Origin of the sequence: Acinetobacter sp. WC-141, from assembly GCF_000313935.1 — a bacterium.
In the GTDB taxonomy this organism is placed as follows: Bacteria; Pseudomonadota; Gammaproteobacteria; order Pseudomonadales; family Moraxellaceae; genus Acinetobacter.
Window position 1 is genome coordinate 41277 of sequence record NZ_AMSS01000054.1, and the last position, 16929, is coordinate 58205.

At 39.7% G+C, this 16929-nt stretch carries 17 protein-coding genes; 9 read left to right on the forward strand and 8 right to left on the reverse strand.

What is annotated here, in order from left to right:
* Positions 1–12: 12 nt before the first annotated feature.
* Positions 13–1206: a GGDEF domain-containing protein gene (locus ACINWC141_RS11565; protein ID WP_009391385.1), complete on the forward strand. Its 1194-nt coding sequence runs from the start codon at positions 13–15 to the stop codon at positions 1204–1206.
* On the opposite strand, the gene dsbD is transcribed toward ACINWC141_RS11565, so the two are convergent.
* The 4 genes from dsbD to ACINWC141_RS11585 all read right to left on the reverse strand — a co-directional run bounded on the left by dsbD (position 1201) and on the right by ACINWC141_RS11585 (position 4870).
* The gene (dsbD, locus tag ACINWC141_RS11570; protein ID WP_009391424.1) at positions 1201–3021 is read right to left on the reverse strand and encodes a protein-disulfide reductase DsbD; all 1821 of its coding nucleotides are present in this window, start codon (positions 3019–3021) and stop codon (positions 1201–1203) included. The two genes, ACINWC141_RS11565 and dsbD, sit on opposite strands and share 6 nt — an antisense overlap.
* Before the next feature lie 19 nt (positions 3022–3040).
* On the reverse strand, positions 3041–3808 hold the full coding sequence (locus ACINWC141_RS11575; protein ID WP_009391387.1) for a transporter: 768 nt from the start codon (positions 3806–3808) through the stop codon (positions 3041–3043).
* A gap of 12 nt (positions 3809–3820) precedes the next feature.
* Positions 3821–4366, reverse strand: coding sequence for an ankyrin repeat domain-containing protein (locus tag ACINWC141_RS11580; protein WP_009391363.1), 546 nt, complete (start codon positions 4364–4366; stop codon positions 3821–3823).
* 153 nt (positions 4367–4519) lie between these two features.
* Positions 4520–4870: an HPF/RaiA family ribosome-associated protein gene (locus ACINWC141_RS11585; protein ID WP_004640014.1), complete on the reverse strand. Its 351-nt coding sequence runs from the start codon at positions 4868–4870 to the stop codon at positions 4520–4522.
* Between the two features lie 252 nt (positions 4871–5122).
* On the opposite strand from ACINWC141_RS11585, the gene puuE reads away from it, so the two are divergent.
* From puuE to ACINWC141_RS11610, 5 genes are all read left to right on the forward strand, one after another.
* Positions 5123–6088 carry an allantoinase PuuE gene (gene puuE / locus ACINWC141_RS11590; RefSeq protein WP_009391441.1) on the forward strand — a complete coding sequence of 322 codons (966 nt, stop codon included), beginning with the start codon at positions 5123–5125 and terminating at the stop codon, positions 6086–6088.
* 99 nt (positions 6089–6187) lie between these two features.
* Positions 6188–6691 carry a 2-oxo-4-hydroxy-4-carboxy-5-ureidoimidazoline decarboxylase gene (gene uraD / locus ACINWC141_RS11595; protein WP_009391342.1) on the forward strand — a complete coding sequence of 168 codons (504 nt, stop codon included), beginning with the start codon at positions 6188–6190 and terminating at the stop codon, positions 6689–6691.
* The gene (uraH, locus tag ACINWC141_RS11600) at positions 6688–7011 is read left to right on the forward strand and encodes a hydroxyisourate hydrolase (RefSeq protein WP_009391325.1); all 324 of its coding nucleotides are present in this window, start codon (positions 6688–6690) and stop codon (positions 7009–7011) included. Before uraD ends, uraH begins: the two co-directional genes overlap by 4 nt.
* Before the next feature lie 25 nt (positions 7012–7036).
* The gene (locus tag ACINWC141_RS11605; RefSeq protein WP_009391344.1) at positions 7037–8404 is read left to right on the forward strand and encodes a nucleobase:cation symporter-2 family protein; all 1368 of its coding nucleotides are present in this window, start codon (positions 7037–7039) and stop codon (positions 8402–8404) included.
* A gap of 121 nt (positions 8405–8525) precedes the next feature.
* A complete protein-coding gene (locus ACINWC141_RS11610) occupies positions 8526–9251 on the forward strand; it encodes an outer membrane protein OmpK (protein WP_009391378.1) in 726 nt (241 codons plus the stop codon).
* A 53-nt stretch (positions 9252–9304) separates the two neighbouring features.
* On the opposite strand, the gene hpxO is transcribed toward ACINWC141_RS11610, so the two are convergent.
* A complete protein-coding gene (gene hpxO / locus ACINWC141_RS11615; RefSeq protein ID WP_009391372.1) occupies positions 9305–10462 on the reverse strand; it encodes an FAD-dependent urate hydroxylase HpxO in 1158 nt (385 codons plus the stop codon).
* Between the two features lie 199 nt (positions 10463–10661).
* Here hpxO and alc point away from each other — a divergent pair, with 199 nt between their 5' ends.
* Together alc and ACINWC141_RS11625 are read left to right on the forward strand one after the other, a co-directional pair.
* A complete protein-coding gene (alc, locus tag ACINWC141_RS11620; RefSeq protein ID WP_009391438.1) occupies positions 10662–11672 on the forward strand; it encodes an allantoicase in 1011 nt (336 codons plus the stop codon).
* Complete coding sequence (locus ACINWC141_RS11625; RefSeq protein WP_009391442.1) at positions 11669–12172, forward strand: ureidoglycolate lyase; 504 nt, start codon at positions 11669–11671, stop codon at positions 12170–12172. The genes alc and ACINWC141_RS11625 overlap by 4 nt, the downstream gene beginning before the upstream one ends.
* Before the next feature lie 122 nt (positions 12173–12294).
* On the opposite strand, the gene parE is transcribed toward ACINWC141_RS11625, so the two are convergent.
* Both parE and ACINWC141_RS11635 read right to left on the reverse strand, forming a co-directional pair.
* Positions 12295–14178 (reverse strand): DNA topoisomerase IV subunit B, encoded by a 1884-nt coding sequence (parE, locus tag ACINWC141_RS11630; protein ID WP_009391402.1) that lies wholly within the window; start codon positions 14176–14178, stop codon positions 12295–12297.
* Positions 14179–14192: 14 nt separating this feature from the next.
* On the reverse strand, positions 14193–14774 hold the full coding sequence (locus ACINWC141_RS11635) for a YqiA/YcfP family alpha/beta fold hydrolase (RefSeq protein ID WP_034678451.1): 582 nt from the start codon (positions 14772–14774) through the stop codon (positions 14193–14195).
* Positions 14775–14984: 210 nt separating this feature from the next.
* Between ACINWC141_RS11635 and ACINWC141_RS11640 the strand changes: the two genes are divergently transcribed.
* Positions 14985–16328, forward strand: a complete 1344-nt coding sequence (locus ACINWC141_RS11640) for an alpha/beta fold hydrolase (protein WP_009391427.1) — start codon at positions 14985–14987, stop codon at positions 16326–16328.
* A gap of 61 nt (positions 16329–16389) precedes the next feature.
* Here the strand turns inward: ACINWC141_RS11640 and ACINWC141_RS20390 are convergent, their stop codons facing one another.
* Positions 16390–16917, reverse strand: a complete 528-nt coding sequence (locus ACINWC141_RS20390) for a hypothetical protein (protein ID WP_009391364.1) — start codon at positions 16915–16917, stop codon at positions 16390–16392.
* Positions 16918–16929 lie beyond the last annotated feature (12 nt).

The following is a 16929-nucleotide window of genomic DNA, read 5'->3' on the forward strand; positions in this document are numbered from 1 at the left end:
CCCTTACTTACTATGAAAAATCGTTTAATCACTCATCCAATACAAAGAACAAAACAGGTGATAATCGATTTCATCCACAATAATCACATCATTAACTGGACACCATTACAAAAAAGTGCACTGATGCTTACACTTGCCTGTGCAATGAATTTCAGTTGGATTTTATGGAAAGGTTATATTCTAATCACGCCAAGTGTCTGGCGATGGGCACATTTACCTTTAGTTGAATCACAGCTCTGGCTCAATTTATTGACCTTACTTTTATTGGGCCTTTTGATTATCCCCTGCTATCGCTATAAAAATGATGAACAAGCTCAAAGAATTATTCCTTTCGTTAGTGTGCAATTTTTTACACTCATGCTATGCCATGATGGATATTTAATTGGCAGTATTAGTCCCGCCACCATGGTGGGTTATGTCGGCACCATTGGTGTTGGACTTGTGTTATTTGACCGAAAAATTGTTTATAGCGCTCTTATACCTGCGACAATTATTTTAACCGCATGTACTTATTTGAGTATGAAAGGTGCTTTGCTTTATGCCCCTTTATTTAATTTTAAAGCTATGGAACATGCTCAAACTAACCCCTTTTGGTTGGGAAGCATGGCATTTTTTATTATGCCGATTTTATTGGCCTGTTTTATTTTATTTGAAATATTACTCACCCAATGGCGTCAAAGAGAAACTTATATTCAACGCTTAAGCCAACTTGACCCATTAACGAATGTATTAAACAGGCGTAGTTTAAACACTCATTTAGAATCAATGCACCAACAGCAAGTTGACTATGCAATAGTACTTCTTGATATCGACCATTTTAAAAAAATTAATGATATATATGGACATCACCAAGGTGATCAGGTCTTAATTGAAATAGCGCAATGTCTTTCTGAAAACTTGCGTAATGAAGATATTATTGGTCGATTTGGTGGAGAGGAGTTTATTTTATTACTCCCCCATACCGATATTATTCAAGCGGAAAAAATTGCTGAGCGCTGTCGCCAGGCTTTGCAAGAATTACCTGTTTGTAGCACTCAAAATAATCCCATCCATATTAGTGCTAGTTTTGGAATAAGTAGTTCAGCTTTTGCACAGGACCCTTATCTTGTTATTCGACAGGCTGATCAAGCACTCTACGCGGTAAAAGCTTCAGGACGTAATCAGGTCCGTACATTTCATCAGACCGAAGCTATTCAGACACTATGATTTTTTTAGCTTTGCCAAACTCGCGAGTTGCTGTAAAAGTTCTTGCTGACTAAAGGCCCCAGTTAAACGTAACGCACGAATTTCTTTTTGCTCTGGGCTTAAAAATAGATAAGTCGGTGGTCCTAAAATATTCCATTGCTTGAGTAGAGCTTCATGTGATTGATCATAATGGCTCAAATCAAGCTTAATCAAATAGTAAGGTGCAAGAGCAGACTGAACCTCTGGCGCTTTTAAAATACGGTGTTCAATCGGTTGGCAAGCAACACACCAGTCTGCATAGACATCCACCACAATCGCCCGATCAGCAGGTGCTGCTGCTAATATCTTTTGGAAGTCTGCTGCACTCGTTGCAACATGCCAATCAGCCATGTGCTCAGAACTTTGCAAATTTCGATTATGAATATGTTGATATTGGTTATAGGCCACAAAAGGTGTAACGACTAACAATAAGATCGCGTAGAGCCATTGCAGCTGCCCTTTTTTCAAGAAAAGCTGATAAAGCGAATAAGCTATAAAAGCGAGTCCTAATATGAGACTAAGTACTTGCATGCCCCAATCTGGCAATAAAGGACGAATAAAGTAGAGACTTAAACCCAACATCAGAAAAGCAAAAATCACTTTAATCTGATGCATCCAGTCGCCCGCTTTAGGTAGGAATTTTGCTCCTAATATGCTCGCTAATAGCAACGGAATTCCCATTCCAAAACCTAGACAGAATAAAAGCAAAGCGCCTTGCCATTGGTTTTGTGTTTGAGAAATAAATAATAAAGTTCCAGCGAGTGGTGCAGTCATACAAGGACCGACCAAAAGTGCAGAAACCACACCCATGACTCCCGCACCCACTAGAGTGCCACCTTGTTGCATCGACTGAATGCGATCAAGTCGGTTTAGCCATGTTTGCGGTAAACGAAGTTCAAACAAGCCAAATAGGTTCAGAGCAAAGATAATAAACAGTAAACTAAAAGCAATTAACGTCGCAGGCTGTTGTAACCAGCGCTGGAAATTTAAACCTGCCGAAGAAGCGATTAATCCTAAACCTGCATAGACCAATGCCATACTACAAACAAAAGTAAGTGCAATGGTCCAAGCCTTTAAACCTTTGTGATCTCGAATAATTAACGAAGTTAATATAGGCAGCATTGGTAAAGAACATGGCGTAAATGCGAGCAATATGCCTAAACCGAGAAATAATAAAATCCCATACCACAGCGAGTGTTCAATTAACTTGGCTGACCAAATCTGATCTTGCGCAATTTCTGGTGTGGTTGTAACAGCTGTTGACTCTGTATTTTGCTCTTTTTCTAAAGAATCTGAAGAAGTGTCAGACTGTGTATTCGCCAAATCTAGCAATCGCTTTGGCGCTGATCCTGCTTGATTTTGTACACCCACTAAGCCATCTGCATCAGTTTGAAACTCAATGGTTTGGGGTGGATAACAAATACGATCTTTTGCGCAGCCCTGCCAAGTCACACTGTAGTGTTCTGAAGGCTTAGTCTTAATTTGGAAATTAACTTGATGGTAGTAAACCTCACTTTGCCCATAATTTTCATCATATTGAGCAATCGCTTTAGGTAACTTTAAAGCTAAAGGTTGCGTACCTTGTTGTACGGTAAATTTATGCTGATATAGATAGTAATTTGGCTGAATCTGCCAAGACAAACTTGCCGTATGCGGCTCAGAAGATTCAACCGAAAATGAAAAAGCTTGTTCGGGTGAGAGTAGCTTATCTTGTGCAGAAACCAACTGGCTAAATAGACAAACAGCAACTGCTAGAAAATAAAGAATTCCCTGATGAATAGGCTTTTTCATTAACATAAAATTTAAATTGCTTCGATTAGAACAAGAACGCCACGCCTAAGCCACCACGGTAGCTCTTGTCTTGACCCTCTAAATCAACCCCTACACTTGCATCAAGCTGAGTACGATTATTAACTGCATAGACTAAACCTGTGCCTAAACCATATTCATAGTCTTGGCTTTCAGCTTTACGATAAACAAATTCTGAATAACCAGAAAGCTTACCTGCGATTTTATAGTCAATCGTTGGGATTGCAGTTACTGCCCAGTTACTATTTTGTACTTCGTAGCGCATAGTGATTGATGTGCCTACCAAGTCATTATATTTATAAGCTACCGCTGAACTCAGGCTATAAATATCATCATGCGCAGTAAATTCATCATTTCCTGTTGCAATAACAGCCTCAGCTAAAACAGCCATTGATAAGTTATCATCATCTAGATCAATTGCTTTTTTCAAACCAATGCTTACATCACCAAAACCTGAATTGTCAGTTTTTTTGCCAGCACGTTTGGTTTGAGTCCATGCTGGACCTTGCCACCCTAATTGTAATTCTAAGCCATCAGCCAGACCTGTACGGAATAGCATATCTTCATTTACAGTTACGGTCTTTTCTTTAACGCCATCAACAGTCGACTCTGTATAAGTTGCGCTAGGCAAACCTTGCTCCCAAGCTAACTTACCTACTGGTGTGATCCCTGTTCCAAAGCCCGAACCTGGACGGTCAAAAGAAAACTCTGCTGCGAAAGTACTTCCGGCAGCAACAGTAGTCAGAGCAAAAGTTAAAATTTGTACTATTTTCATTTTAATATCCAATCAAGCAGTTAATTCTTTTGTCATTTTAGCCCCATGACGGCGCAATAACTCTAATGTTTCACGCTCTTCTTCAAGCGATTCTGACCAATCTATTTCATCAAAGTCACAATCAAAGAACAACTGACTGATTGAAGATAAAATGGTGAGTCCTTCTTCATCACGTGAGTTTGGATCAACTTTTTCATCGAGTAAACGTTGAACGGCTGGCGCGCATGCCGAGCTTGCTGCATCCCATAGCGGACCATAAAACTCTTCTGCATCCCAAAGGTGTACATTGGCTTTGGCCTGAATCAAAGCTTCGAGAATATCGAGGTAAACTTGTAAAGCTTGTTGCTTTTCTTCTTTTGATAATGGTGTACCAGCTTCATAAGCTTCCGATACATTTTCCCACCATTTAAAAATTCCGTCACAGATAATTGATACAGGCGGCCCTTGTTCCGGATCAATAAAATTCGGATCAAGTCCTTCAGCAAGTAATTTCTGCACTTGCGCGAGTTCTAATTCTTCTATGGCTTTAATTAAAGCTTGCTGCTGGGTGGTTAACATGACCATCTCTCAAAAATATATTAGGGCTATTATGCCTAATCTCTTATCCAGATTTTAGAGGTTGATTGCATCGCATTGCAAACCTAATGTTGTGAATAGTTTTATTTTCATCAAATATAAAAAAAGCCCCGAAGGGCTTTTTAGCATTTTTAATTAAACTTCATCATCAATGAATTCTGGTTGCCCACCTCTCGGGTGTTCTTTTTTCTCAAAAGTATGTTCGAGGCTACGTTTTAATTTTTCAATCGCGCCATGAATTGAAGCATCAATATTTCCTGCTTTATGGTGCACTGCAACCGGTTTCAAACCTGAAGGACGTGCTTCAATCATACAGTGGATATCTTTGTCACCACTTTTGTCCCCATTTTCATCACTAAAATGAACCGAGAAATGTGTAATACGTTCGCTATGACGTTGGAATTCTTGAGTAAGTTCTGCACGTACATAAGTAATTAAACGTTCACTATTATGGATGTTTTTATCTGTGCGGATTTCAATATTCATAAATACCATCCTCTCTTTCTTACTGTGGATCTTTTCTATGCAAAACTTTTTTATGTTGGCATGTTTTAAGCATGCATCAACTGACTTTAATTGTACATTTTGATGGTGTAATGGTTTGTTATCTCCTGACTTAAACGTACTGGTTTTAATATATTTTGAAGATCTCCATATCTTCAATATCAGTCCATCTATAAAAATATGCAAGCTGATTTTTTAAATTTTTATGAAAAAATGAACAAAAGGAGAGCAATCGTGTCCAAATCTTATCTATCTGGAGCCGAGCTTATTGAGCAAATTCAAAAGTCTCCTTATTCACGTGATTTAATCGGTTATCACGGGCAACCTCCACAGGTTAAATGGCCTAACAATGCTAAGGTTGCAGTGCAATTTGTGCTTAATTATGAAGAAGGTGGAGAAAAACATATTGAGCACGGCGATGATGGCTCAGAACAGTTTTTATCAGAGATTATTGGCGCTGCAAGCTACCCTGCTAAACATATGTCGATGGACTCTATGTACGAATATGGTTCACGTGCTGGTTTTTGGCGCATTCATGCTGAATTTCAAAAACGTAAGCTCCCGATGACTATTTTCGGAGTTGCGATGGCGCTCGCCCGCAACCCTCATATTGTGGAAGCAATTAAGCAAGCTGATTATGATGTGGTGTCTCATGGTTACCGCTGGCTTCACTATCAAGATACCGATATTGAAGTTGAAAAACAGCATATGGAACAGGCTTTAACTGTCTTAGAAAACTTGTTTGAAAATAAAGTGATAGGTTGGTACACCGGACGTGATAGCCCCAATACTCGTCAGTTACTTGCAGAGTTTCCACAACTACAATACGACTCTGATTATTATGGCGATGATCTGCCTTTTTGGACAACGCTTACCGATACGGCTGGTGCATCACGTCCTCATTTAATTATTCCTTATACCTTAGAATGTAACGACATGAAGTTCTGCTCGCCTGGTGGCTTTAATAATTCAGAACAGTTTTTTCAATATTTAAAAGATAGTTTTGATGTGCTGTATGCAGAAGGAGAAACTGCACCAAAAATGATGTCGATTGGAATGCACTGCCGTATTTTAGGGCGTCCAGGTCGTTTTAAAGCACTACAAAAATTTCTCGACTACATTCAAATGCACGATCGAGTCTGGATCTGTCGTCGTCAAGACATTGCGCAGCATTGGTATAAAAATCACATAACTAAATAATCAATTTTTAATTTTCCAAATTCATAAGAGACGCATAAACCACTATTGGCACTGTTATTGCTAAAACTCTATATCACAACAACGAGTTTAGGAATAACAGTGTTTTTAGCCGAGTTTAATCAAGCCCCACCCGAACAACTCAAGACTTTGTTAAAAAACTGTGTCCACATTCCAGCATGGGCTGAGAAAATTATCTCAGAACGCCCCTATTCATCAAAAGCATCTCTTTTAGAGCATGCAGAAAATTTAAGTCAAATGTGGTCATGGCAAGACATTGAAACTGCTTTAGCAACCCACCCAAAAATTGGTGAACGACAAGCAAAAAAACAACTCAATGCAAAAGAACAACATCTTTCAAATCAGGAACAAGCTGGCATTTCTTTAGATGAACAAACGCAACAAACGCTGCTACAAGGCAACCTCGATTATGAACAAAAGTTTGGCTTTATTTTTTTAATTAAAGCAGCGGGCCTCAGTAGCGATGAGATTTTAAAAAAGCTACACGAACGTTTACAACATGACTTAGCTATCGAAAAAGTAATTGTACATGAGCAACTCTCAGCGATTGCTCTATTACGTCTATCTCAGGAAATACAAGCATGATCAGCACTCATATTTTAGATACGAATTTAGGCAAACCAGCTGCACACGTAGAAGTGAAGTTGTTTCATGCAGAAACCCATGAACTGATTGCAACCGCAACCACTAACCCAGATGGTCGAGTGAGTGATTTTGGAATAACAGACTTTGCAGTAGGTGCTTATCAACTTGAATTTGAGATTGCACCTTATTTTTCATCGCAGCAAATTAAAACTTTTTTCCCACGTGTTTGTATTCAATTTTTTGTAGAAGACATCAATCAGCATTATCACATTCCATTACTGATCAGCCCGTTTGCTTACTCCACTTATCGCGGCAGCTAACTCAGAATATAAATAGGAGAAAAATATGAATCATCAGCAAAAAAATGCGATTTCTCCAGAGCATGAATATTTAGGAATTTCCAAAAGTTTTGCTTACGGCTTACAGCATGTGCTGACCATGTATGGTGGCATTGTAGCCCCGCCACTCATTATTGGAACAGCAGCTGGCTTAAGCTCAGCACAAGTCGGAATGCTCATTGCAGCGGCCCTATTTGTCGGGGGACTGGCAACACTGATTCAGACCATTGGAACCAAATATCTAGGTGCAAAATTACCTTTAGTTCAGGGCGTTTCTTTTGCTGGCGTGGCTACCATGGTCGCCATTATCACCACTGGTGGCGGCTTACCTGCTGTGTATGGTGCGGTGATTGTCGCATCTCTGATTGGACTATGTCTTGCGCCTTACTTTTCAAAAATTATTCGGTTTTTCCCACCCGTTGTGACTGGATGCGTCATCACGATTATTGGACTATCTTTGTTACCCGTTGCGATTCGCTGGATGATGGGTGGTAACAATAAAGCACCTGACTGGGGTAGCGTAGAAAATATCTCTTTAGCCTTACTGACCTTAGGTATTGTGATTGTTCTAAATATGCTGCCGCAAGCAAGCATTCGCCGCTTATCAATTTTGTTGGCTATTGTTGCTGGTACCACCCTCGCCTACTTTATGGGTTTTGGTGATTTTAGTCAGGTGAGTTCAGGTGCATGGCTGCAATTTCCACACTTATTTGCATTTGGCTTGCCTACTTTCGAGCTTAGTGCAATCTTGTCGATGTTGATTGTAACTTTGGTAATTATGACTGAAACGACAGCCGATATTATTGCTGTCGGAGATATTGTAGGAACTGAAGTCGACGCGAAACGGATCGCCAATGGCGTACGTGCCGATATGTTTTCGAGTGCTTTCGCACCTATCTTTGGTTCGTTCATGCAAAGCGCTTTCGCCCAAAATGTTGGGTTAGTTGCCATTACAGGTATCAAAAGTCGCTTTGTTGTGGCAGCAGGTGGTGTCATTCTCATTATTTTGGGCCTACTCCCCATTATGGGTCGTTTGATTGCAGCGATTCCAATGCCCGTACTTGGTGGTGCGGGTTTGGTCTTATTTGGTTCAGTTGCAGCAAGTGGAATTCGTACTTTGGCAAAAATAGATTATAACGATCAGAAAAATTTAATTATTGTCGCGACCGCTTTATCAGCAGGGATGATCCCCATTATTAACCATGAGTTTTATGCTCATTTTCCAGTTTGGGTACAAACTTTGTTCCATTCGGGTATTAGTTCAACATGTATTTTTGCTATCTTGTTGAATTTATTATTTAATCATTTACCTTCATTTCGCAGCTCGCGTACCCCGCATTTAAGCCAAACAATAAACACAAGAAATACTCATTAAAGGTTTAGTTTTTAGCGCCCCACTTCGGTGGGCTTTTTTTTAACCGTTGATCAAATTTGGCTTCATTTTTGCTTAAGACCCTGTATCCTTAGCGTGCTTTATTTGGGGGGAGATCATTTAAATGCAATTAAAGCAACTTGCGGCGACTTGTGCCTTGTTATCTGCAACTGCCATGGTTCAGGCAAAACCAATCTGGCAAGATTTTAGCGTGACCGGACTTTATGGTGAAAACTATGAAGTTGTAGATGACAAAGAAACCACGATTACTTTGGAATATGCAGCGAAAGTTAAATACGCTGATGTATTTTTCTTCATGGACCGCATGCGTGGCGAAGATGACTATAAAAGTACTTACTTTGAGTTATCACCACGTTTAAGCTTAGGCGAAGTGTCTGGTAAAAAACTAGCATATGGTCCAATTAAAGATGTGTTAATTAGTACCACTTGGGAAAGTAACACTCAAAGCGGCAATAACTTCGACAACTTCCTTTATGGTTTTGCAGTTGACTTAGATATCCCATATTTCCAATATGCGAATTTAAACTTCTACCGCGCGAATAATGAGAAAACTGACGACGATTATCAAATGACATTCGTTTACGGCGTTCCATTAAAATTAGGATCTGAAGATTTCTTGGTAGATGGTTTCCTTGACTGGTCAACTGCTGAAGGCGACCATGCCAGCGAGTTGAACTGGACAACTCAGTGGAAATGGAATGTAGGTAAACACATTTCTCCTGATACACGTTTATACTTAGGTATTGAGCACTCAGTGTGGAATAACAAATTTGGTATTAAAGGCGCCGACGAAAATAACGTCAGTGCATTGGTTAAATACCACTTCTAAAATTTTTATTTAGAAGATAAAACAGCAAGGAAATCTCCTTGCTGTTTTTGTTTTTAATCGAGTGGATTACCCACAATATTGCTAATAATCCCCTGCATAATATGGCCACCTTGCTCACGGCGTAGTTCTGCATACCATGCTTGTGTAACGCCTTCATCTTTCATATGAGTCACATCACAGCGTTTACGCGCACGAAGTACCAATTCATTTGCACGTTCATTACGTTTATTTTGATAGCGTCGCAAAGCATCCTCTAGCCCCAAGGTGTTAATTTGCAGAGAACGCGCTAAATAAATCGCATCCTCCATCGCTTGGCAACCGCCTTGCCCAATATCAGGTGTCGTGCTGTGTGCAGCATCTCCCAAAATCACTACACGACCTTTATAAAACTGAGAGAACGGTTCAATATCGTGGATTTCTACCCGATTGGTCTTTTGCGGGTCTAAGCGTTCAATGAGCTGCTGTACTGGCAAACACCAATCAGAGAAATATTGTTTTAAAAGTTTTTTGTATTCATCCCGATTATTTTCTAATCCTGCTGGTAAAGGCACATCTAAAAAGAAATAGAACTTGCCATCTGCAACCGGCATTAAAGAAGCTCGCTTGCCTTCCCCCACATAAGTCGTCCATTGCTGAGCTGGCGCTAAATCTTCAGATATTTCAACCAAGCCATTCCAGTTCACATAACCTGCATAACGGCGCTGTACTTGTTGGCCCAACACATACGTCCGTGTAAGTGAGTGAGTACCGTCAGCCCCAATTAATAGATCAGCCTGCGTTGAACTACCATCTGCAAAATGCACCTCAACAAAATCAGCTTTGTCTTCAAGGCTGACCATTTTTTTGCCTAAATGAATCTGATCTCTGCCAAATTCATCCATCAGCATATTTTGTAAATCGGCACGTGCAACTGGATAATGTCTTTGGCCTACTTCTTCAATTAATGGTAGTAAACTGAATTGTGTCATCACATCTCCAGTTAAACCATCCACATAGGCCAAATCATCCATTTGTCCACCAAGTTTGGCTATTTTGTCAGTTAATCCCAGATAATTTAGACATTTCACACCATTCGACCACAGCGAAATTGCAGCACCCACTGGAAGAATCTTTTCAGTTTGCTCAAAAATACGAACTTGGTGACCAAATTTTTTTAATGCAATGCCTGTGGTTAGACCTCCCATTCCCGCACCAATAATCACCACATTCATAACACGCTCCTATAGATATTCACCTATAGAGTGCTTATGCTAAAAACATGCCATCCTTCAAAATTTATTTAGCTTTTCCACAAAACTGGCATGCACCATGCTTATATATTTATGTATAAAACTCGACTTGGCACGCTCCGTGTTAGCGCAGTTTTAAATGAAAAATCATGTTTTTAACAAGAAATACGGATACCCCATTATGGCAACATTGCACGCTCCAGCATTTGAACTTCCTGAAATTTTGAATACGAAAACCAATTTGGCAGATGCCCGAATTGGTGCACAAGTCATTGAGTGTTCAGATGATTTCTTTGCAGAAGCAAAGCGTATGCTGCAATTTGAAGCACCTGTTTTTGTTGAAGATAAATTTGATGACAACGGCAAATGGATGGACGGTTGGGAAACTCGTCGAAAGCGTCACGCAGGCTATGACTGGTGCATTGTGAAGCTTGGGGTGACTGGAAAAATCAGTGCACTTGATATTGATACCAGCTTTTTCACAGGAAATTATCCAGCATCTGCAGCATTAGAAGCCTGTTATGCACCAAATGGGGACCTGACAGGAGCAAAATGGGAAAGTGTTTTAGGAAATACTGAACTCGGTCCAAGCCAGCACCATATTTTTATGGTCAATAATGATGCACTTTTCACTCATATACGCCTCAATATTTTTCCAGATGGTGGTATCGCCCGTTTACGCGTCTATGGAGACGTTCATATTCAGGTGACTGATAGCGAGCAAACTCTCGATTTATTGGCCCTTGAAAATGGTGGCCGCGTAGTTGCTTATAGCGATGCGCATTTTGGCCATCCTCGTAATTTGATTAACCCTGGCCGTGGCATCAACATGGGCGATGGATGGGAAACTAAACGCCGCCGAGCGCCGGGTTATGACTGGTGTATTCTTGCATTGGGTAAAAGTGGAAAAATTGAGAAACTTGAAATTGATACGGCTCACTTTAAAGGAAATTTCCCTGCCCAAGTATCCATTCAAGCGGTTTACCTTGAAAATGCAACCGATGCACAACTGATTCCACAAAGTATGTTCTGGTCTTATTTACTTGAAGCTCAACCGATGCAAATGGACCATATTCACGAATATGTAAATGAGATTTTACAGCATGAAAAAATCTCTCATATCCGTATTAACATGATTCCAGACGGGGGGATTAGTCGTGTTCGTTTATGGGGGAAAATTGCCAAGTCATGATCATGATGAATGTTCAAATTCAGCCCTTAACAATTGAAAACTTTCAGCCCTTCGGAGAGGTCATCTGTTGTGACGGGCATGACTTTTTTCATATTAATGATGCCCACACCGAGCGCTACCATGCGCTCGTTGAAACAGAAATTGAAGGGGAAGCAAAGGCAGGAATTAGTATTTTCCGTAATACTAAGGCCAGCGTGTTGCCTCTGGAAATTTCAATGCTAGAGCGCCATCCGAAAGGCTCTCAGGCATTTATTCCATTACAGCAACAAAAGTTTTTAATTATTGTAGCACCCGCTTTAGATGAGAATACTCCCGATATTTCAAAGCTATGTGCATTTGTTTCAAATGGGAAGCAAAGTATCAATTATCGGGCAGGCACATGGCATCATCCTTTGCTTACTTTTGAGGCACCAAGTGATTTTGCGGTGGTAGATCGAATTGGAGGTGGAGCGAATTGTGATGTTTTTCAATTTCCATTTGCTATAAAACTTACGGCCTAAATTAAAATATACAGATCTGTCTATTTTTTAATTTAATGGTAGAACCTATTGTGGTGATTTCCAATAATTTAGGTTTACATAAAAAATCCCCGCCTATTGAGCGGGGATTTTTTAATTCTGTTTTAAACAGTGATATCGGCTAGGTTACCCTTCTGCTCAAGCCACTGCTTACGATCTGCGGAACGTTTTTTCGCAAGTAATTTGTCGAGTAAACCCGCCGTAAAATGGGCATCATCAAGATCTAATTGAACCAAGCGGCGTGTATTAGGATCCATCGTGGTTTCACGTAGTTGAATCGCGTTCATCTCACCCAATCCCTTGAATCGGGTAATTTGCGGATTACGATTACCTTTAATATTTTTCAAAATAGTTTCAAGTTCATCATCATCAAGCGCGTAATGGACATCTTTACCAATATCGATACGGAACAATGGTGGCATTGCCACATACAAATGTCCTTCTTCAACCAATGCTGGAAAGTGTTTAACGAATAAAGCACAAAGCAAAGTCGCAATATGTAAACCGTCCGAGTCGGCATCGGCCAAAATACAGATTTTGCCATAACGCAGCTCTGATAAATCATCACTACCTGGGTCTACACCAATGGCAATCGCAATGTCGTGAACTTCTTGAGAAGCTAAAACCTCATCTGAAGAAACTTCCCACGTATTTAAGATTTTTCCACGAATTGGCATGATGGCCTGAAAGTTTTTATCACGTGCTTGCTTGGCACTACCACCCGCCGAGTCACCCTCGACAATAAATAGCTCACTGTCTTCACGAGTTTGCCCAACACAGTCGGCCAATTTCCCTGGCAATGCAGGGCCAGAAACAATCTTTTTACGCTCGACTTTTTTAGCTGCTTTTAAACGACGACCTGCTTTGGAAATTGCCATTTCAGCCAGTTGCATGGCAATTTCAGCATGTTGATTTAACCAAAGTGAAAAAGCATCTTTAGCAATATTTAAAACAATATTAGAGGCCTCGCGACTAGAAAGACGCTCTTTGGTTTGACCTGAAAACTGCGGTTCTTGGAACTTGAGTGACAAAATATAGTTCACACCGTCCCAAACATCTTCTGCAGATAGTTTGAGGTTACGTGGTAACAAGTTACGTAGCTCACAAAACTCACGTAATGCTTCAGTTACCCCTGAGCGCAAACCATTCACATGGGTACCGCCTTGAGCGGTTGGAATCAGGTTGACGTAACTTTCTTGAACCTGCTCACCGCCTTCTACATTCCAGCAGATTGCAAACTCACATGCTGCACGATCTGCTTGTCCACTACTTACAAAAGCAGGATTTGGCAAAATTTCGCGGTCTTGCAGTTCATCCATCAAATAATCGACGAGGCCATTTTCAAATTGCCATTCGATTTTTTCATCGTTAATTTGATCAATATAAATAATTTTTAAGCCTGCTGCTAAAACAGCTTTGGCTTTTAAATTGTGTTTAAGTGCTTTTAAAGCAAATTTCGGGCTATCAAAATATTTCGCCTCTGGCCAAAAATGTACTGTTGTACCTGTCGCGCGTTTTGGCGCTTTGCCTTCTAACACAGCCAAAGGTGCAACCGGTTCACCTTGCTCAAACGCCATTTGATATAGGTTACCCTGACGTTGAACTTCGACCTCAACACGTGTTGATAAAGCGTTTACAACTGAAATCCCCACACCATGCAAACCGCCCGAAAACTGGTAGTTATCGGTACTGAATTTACCACCAGCATGGAGCTTGGTCAGAATGATTTCGATACCACTTTGGCCATATTCAGGGTGAATATCAACCGGCATACCACGGCCGTTATCTTCAACAGACAATGAACCATCTTTATAAACTGTGACACAGATTTTGTCGGCATGACCCGCTAATGCTTCATCAACAGCATTATCGATCACTTCTTGGGCTAAATGGTTAGGTCGAGTCGTATCGGTATACATCCCTGGACGACGACGAACAGGGTCTAAACCAGAAAGGACTTCAAGCGATTGAGCCGTATATTGTGTCACGTTGTACGTTTTCCTTATTTGATGGTGTGCGCAAAGAATTCGATCACTAACGGTAATTTTTCTTCAAAATCTTCCATAGCATGATTGCCATGAGCATCCGTCAAAATCAATGAGGATGGCGTTGCAGCACTATAATAGCGTTGTGCTTGACGATAATCCAAAATTTCGTCGCCTTGTTGCAATAAGACGAGTATTTTGTCGGCATTTTTAGGTTGTTTCAGTTCCAGTTGTTGCAACTGTCGCAACTGAACATGATCAATTGACCATTGATCATTTACCACATAGGGCATGCTTTCAACTTGAAACAGCTCATCAAACAACTTCCATGGTTGCATAGCAGGGTTAATCAGTACAGCAGGAATATTATATTTCGCGACAAAGTATGTCGCAAAAAAACCACCTAAACTACTACCAACCAATGCAACATCTTCCAGACTTTCAATAAGCTCTGAAACTTGCTCAACCACCTGATCTGGAGATCTATTGAGGTTTGGCAAATGCACATTAATCCCTAATTCGCTACAATACTGCCTTAAGCTCAATCCTTTAATCGAAAGAGAGCTACTATTAAAACCATGGAGGTAGATAATATTCATATATTTCCCTCTAAATTGAGACAAATTCCACAATTTTGTTCTCAGTTTGTATAGAAAAGCACAATTGTTAGACAAGAAAAACCACTCAACTAACCATTCATCAGTATTTTAAAAAAATGTGTTATTTAAACTACTAAGATGGAAACGTTTACTGCCGTTGATAAAAAGTACAGCTTAAAACGTCGGTTATAACGTATATGGGGAAAAGATATGCCGAGCTTAACACCACTACATGAAACTTATTGTAAATGGGATCGTACGCCACCGAGTCAGGCAGACGTACTAGAAGGTTTAGCTCAACTGTTCAGTACCAGCTTAAATGGTGTACATGAATTAATACAAGTTATTAATATTGAAGTATTAAAAAATGCTTTTGGTATTAGCACACAAAATGCAAAAAACTTTCAAAAACGACCATTTGTGCAAAAGGCATATCAATTTTCTTATGGCGCTTTACAAAAATATGGTAGCTGTTTTTTAGCGCCAAGTTTACGTCATATTATTGAAAAGTATCCGACACTTCACGAAAAACCACTCACCCCAAGCCTACATTTTTTAGTCGGAATTTTGAATGGAATTTTTGGGGATTATCTGCTTAAACAGCACAGTCCACTCGCCTTACCCATGGTGCTATACGATCATTACGGTGCAATTCAACAAGGGGAACTTGCGGGACGTATTGTAATTTTGGTCCATGGTTTGTGTATGAATCATCTGACTTGGTCAAACGCACATTATGGCGGTATTGGGGAGCGCCTGTTAGCTCAACGTGACCATAACACGATGCTGTATTTAAATTACAATACCGGTCGACGCATTTCAGCCAATGGGCGTAGTTTTTCAAACTTATTAGAAGACTTGGTACAACGTAATCCAAGAATTACCAGTATTGATATCATTGGCCATAGTATGGGCGGATTGGTTTCACGTAGTGCTTTGTTTTATGGCAAACAAAATATGTATCAATGGATCCATATGGTCGAGAATCTGGTATGCATTGGCTCTCCACATCATGGCGCAGTCTTGGAACGCTTTGGCTTTACCATACAAGATAAACTTGGGGCTTTCCCTTTTGTGGGCTTAATTGGTCAACTGGTTAATATTCGTAGCAACGGCATTTTAGACCTACGCCACGGCAGCGTTCGTGATGACGACTGGGAATATATGGATGCCCGTATTGGCATGATGGATGATAACCGTGCCCCTGCTCCGCTACCTTCCCATATCAATACTTTTTTAGTGGCAGGAACCCTCGAGTTTGAAAAGGTCCGTAATAAAGCACTTACTGTGATTGGCGACTATTTGGTGAGTGTAAAAAGCGCGCTAGGTGAACACCCTAATCCACGTTTTCAACTCAAAGTTCCAGACTCTCATAAAGCCGTGTTTTATGGCTTAAATCACTTTGAAATTCAGTATCACTCAAGTGTTGCCGAACAAATTACTCGCTGGTTATATCCTCATGTTAATGATTATGTGCAAGAAGGTATTCAGACCCATATTATTGATATGCCGAACTATACGCTCGAAGATTTAGATGGAATTGTAGAGACATAAAAGAAGCCCAACTTATGTTGGGCTTCTTTATATTTAAATTATTTTCAAGATCATAAATCCATCAATAATTTTTATCTAACCATTTTTTAATTTCAGAAATAGTTTTATATTTATAATAGACTTTTCCTTCTGCAATCCCTTCAAAACCCTCTGCATTACTACCTAATATATTTGTTATATTTTTTAGATTTAAAATCTTATTTTTATTAATTTGATATAGGTTAACTTGATAAATTTCACCTTCAATTTGTGGAGTACAACAGTAATATGATGAGTTAAGGGTAATTAATATAGGAGGTTTTCTTTTATTTGATTGATAAATACTGACAGCTAAAAGTTTAGGACTCTCTTTAGCTGCAAAATCAGAATAATCACCAACAAATACTTTTTTCTCTTGATCTCCTACATAACTTTTAAGATATGAACCTTCTGAAGATTCACATATATAATTATAGAATTTATAATCATTTTTCTTAAATATATTTAAATTTACTTTTTGATCAATATTACATTGATCCTTTGCAAATAAATTCTGAGAATATATTAGAGATGATATAACAAACAGAATACTAGTAAAATATTTTTTCATTTCATAAACACT

What these genes read in the sequence shown, in the direction of transcription:
- ACINWC141_RS11565 (WP_009391385.1), top strand. Translation starts at nt 13, where the DNA reads ATGAAAAATCGTTTAATCACTCATCCAATACAAAGAACAAAACAGGTG.
- dsbD (WP_009391424.1), bottom strand. Translation starts at nt 3,021, where the DNA reads ATGTTAATGAAAAAGCCTATTCATCAGGGAATTCTTTATTTTCTAGCA.
- ACINWC141_RS11575 (WP_009391387.1), bottom strand. Translation starts at nt 3,808, where the DNA reads ATGAAAATAGTACAAATTTTAACTTTTGCTCTGACTACTGTTGCTGCC.
- ACINWC141_RS11580 (WP_009391363.1), bottom strand. Translation starts at nt 4,366, where the DNA reads ATGTTAACCACCCAGCAGCAAGCTTTAATTAAAGCCATAGAAGAATTA.
- ACINWC141_RS11585 (WP_004640014.1), bottom strand. Translation starts at nt 4,870, where the DNA reads ATGAATATTGAAATCCGCACAGATAAAAACATCCATAATAGTGAACGT.
- uraH (WP_009391325.1), top strand. Translation starts at nt 6,688, where the DNA reads ATGATCAGCACTCATATTTTAGATACGAATTTAGGCAAACCAGCTGCA.
- ACINWC141_RS11605 (WP_009391344.1), top strand. Translation starts at nt 7,037, where the DNA reads ATGAATCATCAGCAAAAAAATGCGATTTCTCCAGAGCATGAATATTTA.
- ACINWC141_RS11610 (WP_009391378.1), top strand. Translation starts at nt 8,526, where the DNA reads ATGCAATTAAAGCAACTTGCGGCGACTTGTGCCTTGTTATCTGCAACT.
- hpxO (WP_009391372.1), bottom strand. Translation starts at nt 10,462, where the DNA reads ATGAATGTGGTGATTATTGGTGCGGGAATGGGAGGTCTAACCACAGGC.
- alc (WP_009391438.1), top strand. Translation starts at nt 10,662, where the DNA reads ATGGCAACATTGCACGCTCCAGCATTTGAACTTCCTGAAATTTTGAAT.
- ACINWC141_RS11625 (WP_009391442.1), top strand. Translation starts at nt 11,669, where the DNA reads ATGATCATGATGAATGTTCAAATTCAGCCCTTAACAATTGAAAACTTT.
- ACINWC141_RS11635 (WP_034678451.1), bottom strand. Translation starts at nt 14,774, where the DNA reads ATGAATATTATCTACCTCCATGGTTTTAATAGTAGCTCTCTTTCGATT.
- ACINWC141_RS11640 (WP_009391427.1), top strand. Translation starts at nt 14,985, where the DNA reads ATGCCGAGCTTAACACCACTACATGAAACTTATTGTAAATGGGATCGT.
- ACINWC141_RS20390 (WP_009391364.1), bottom strand. Translation starts at nt 16,917, where the DNA reads ATGAAAAAATATTTTACTAGTATTCTGTTTGTTATATCATCTCTAATA.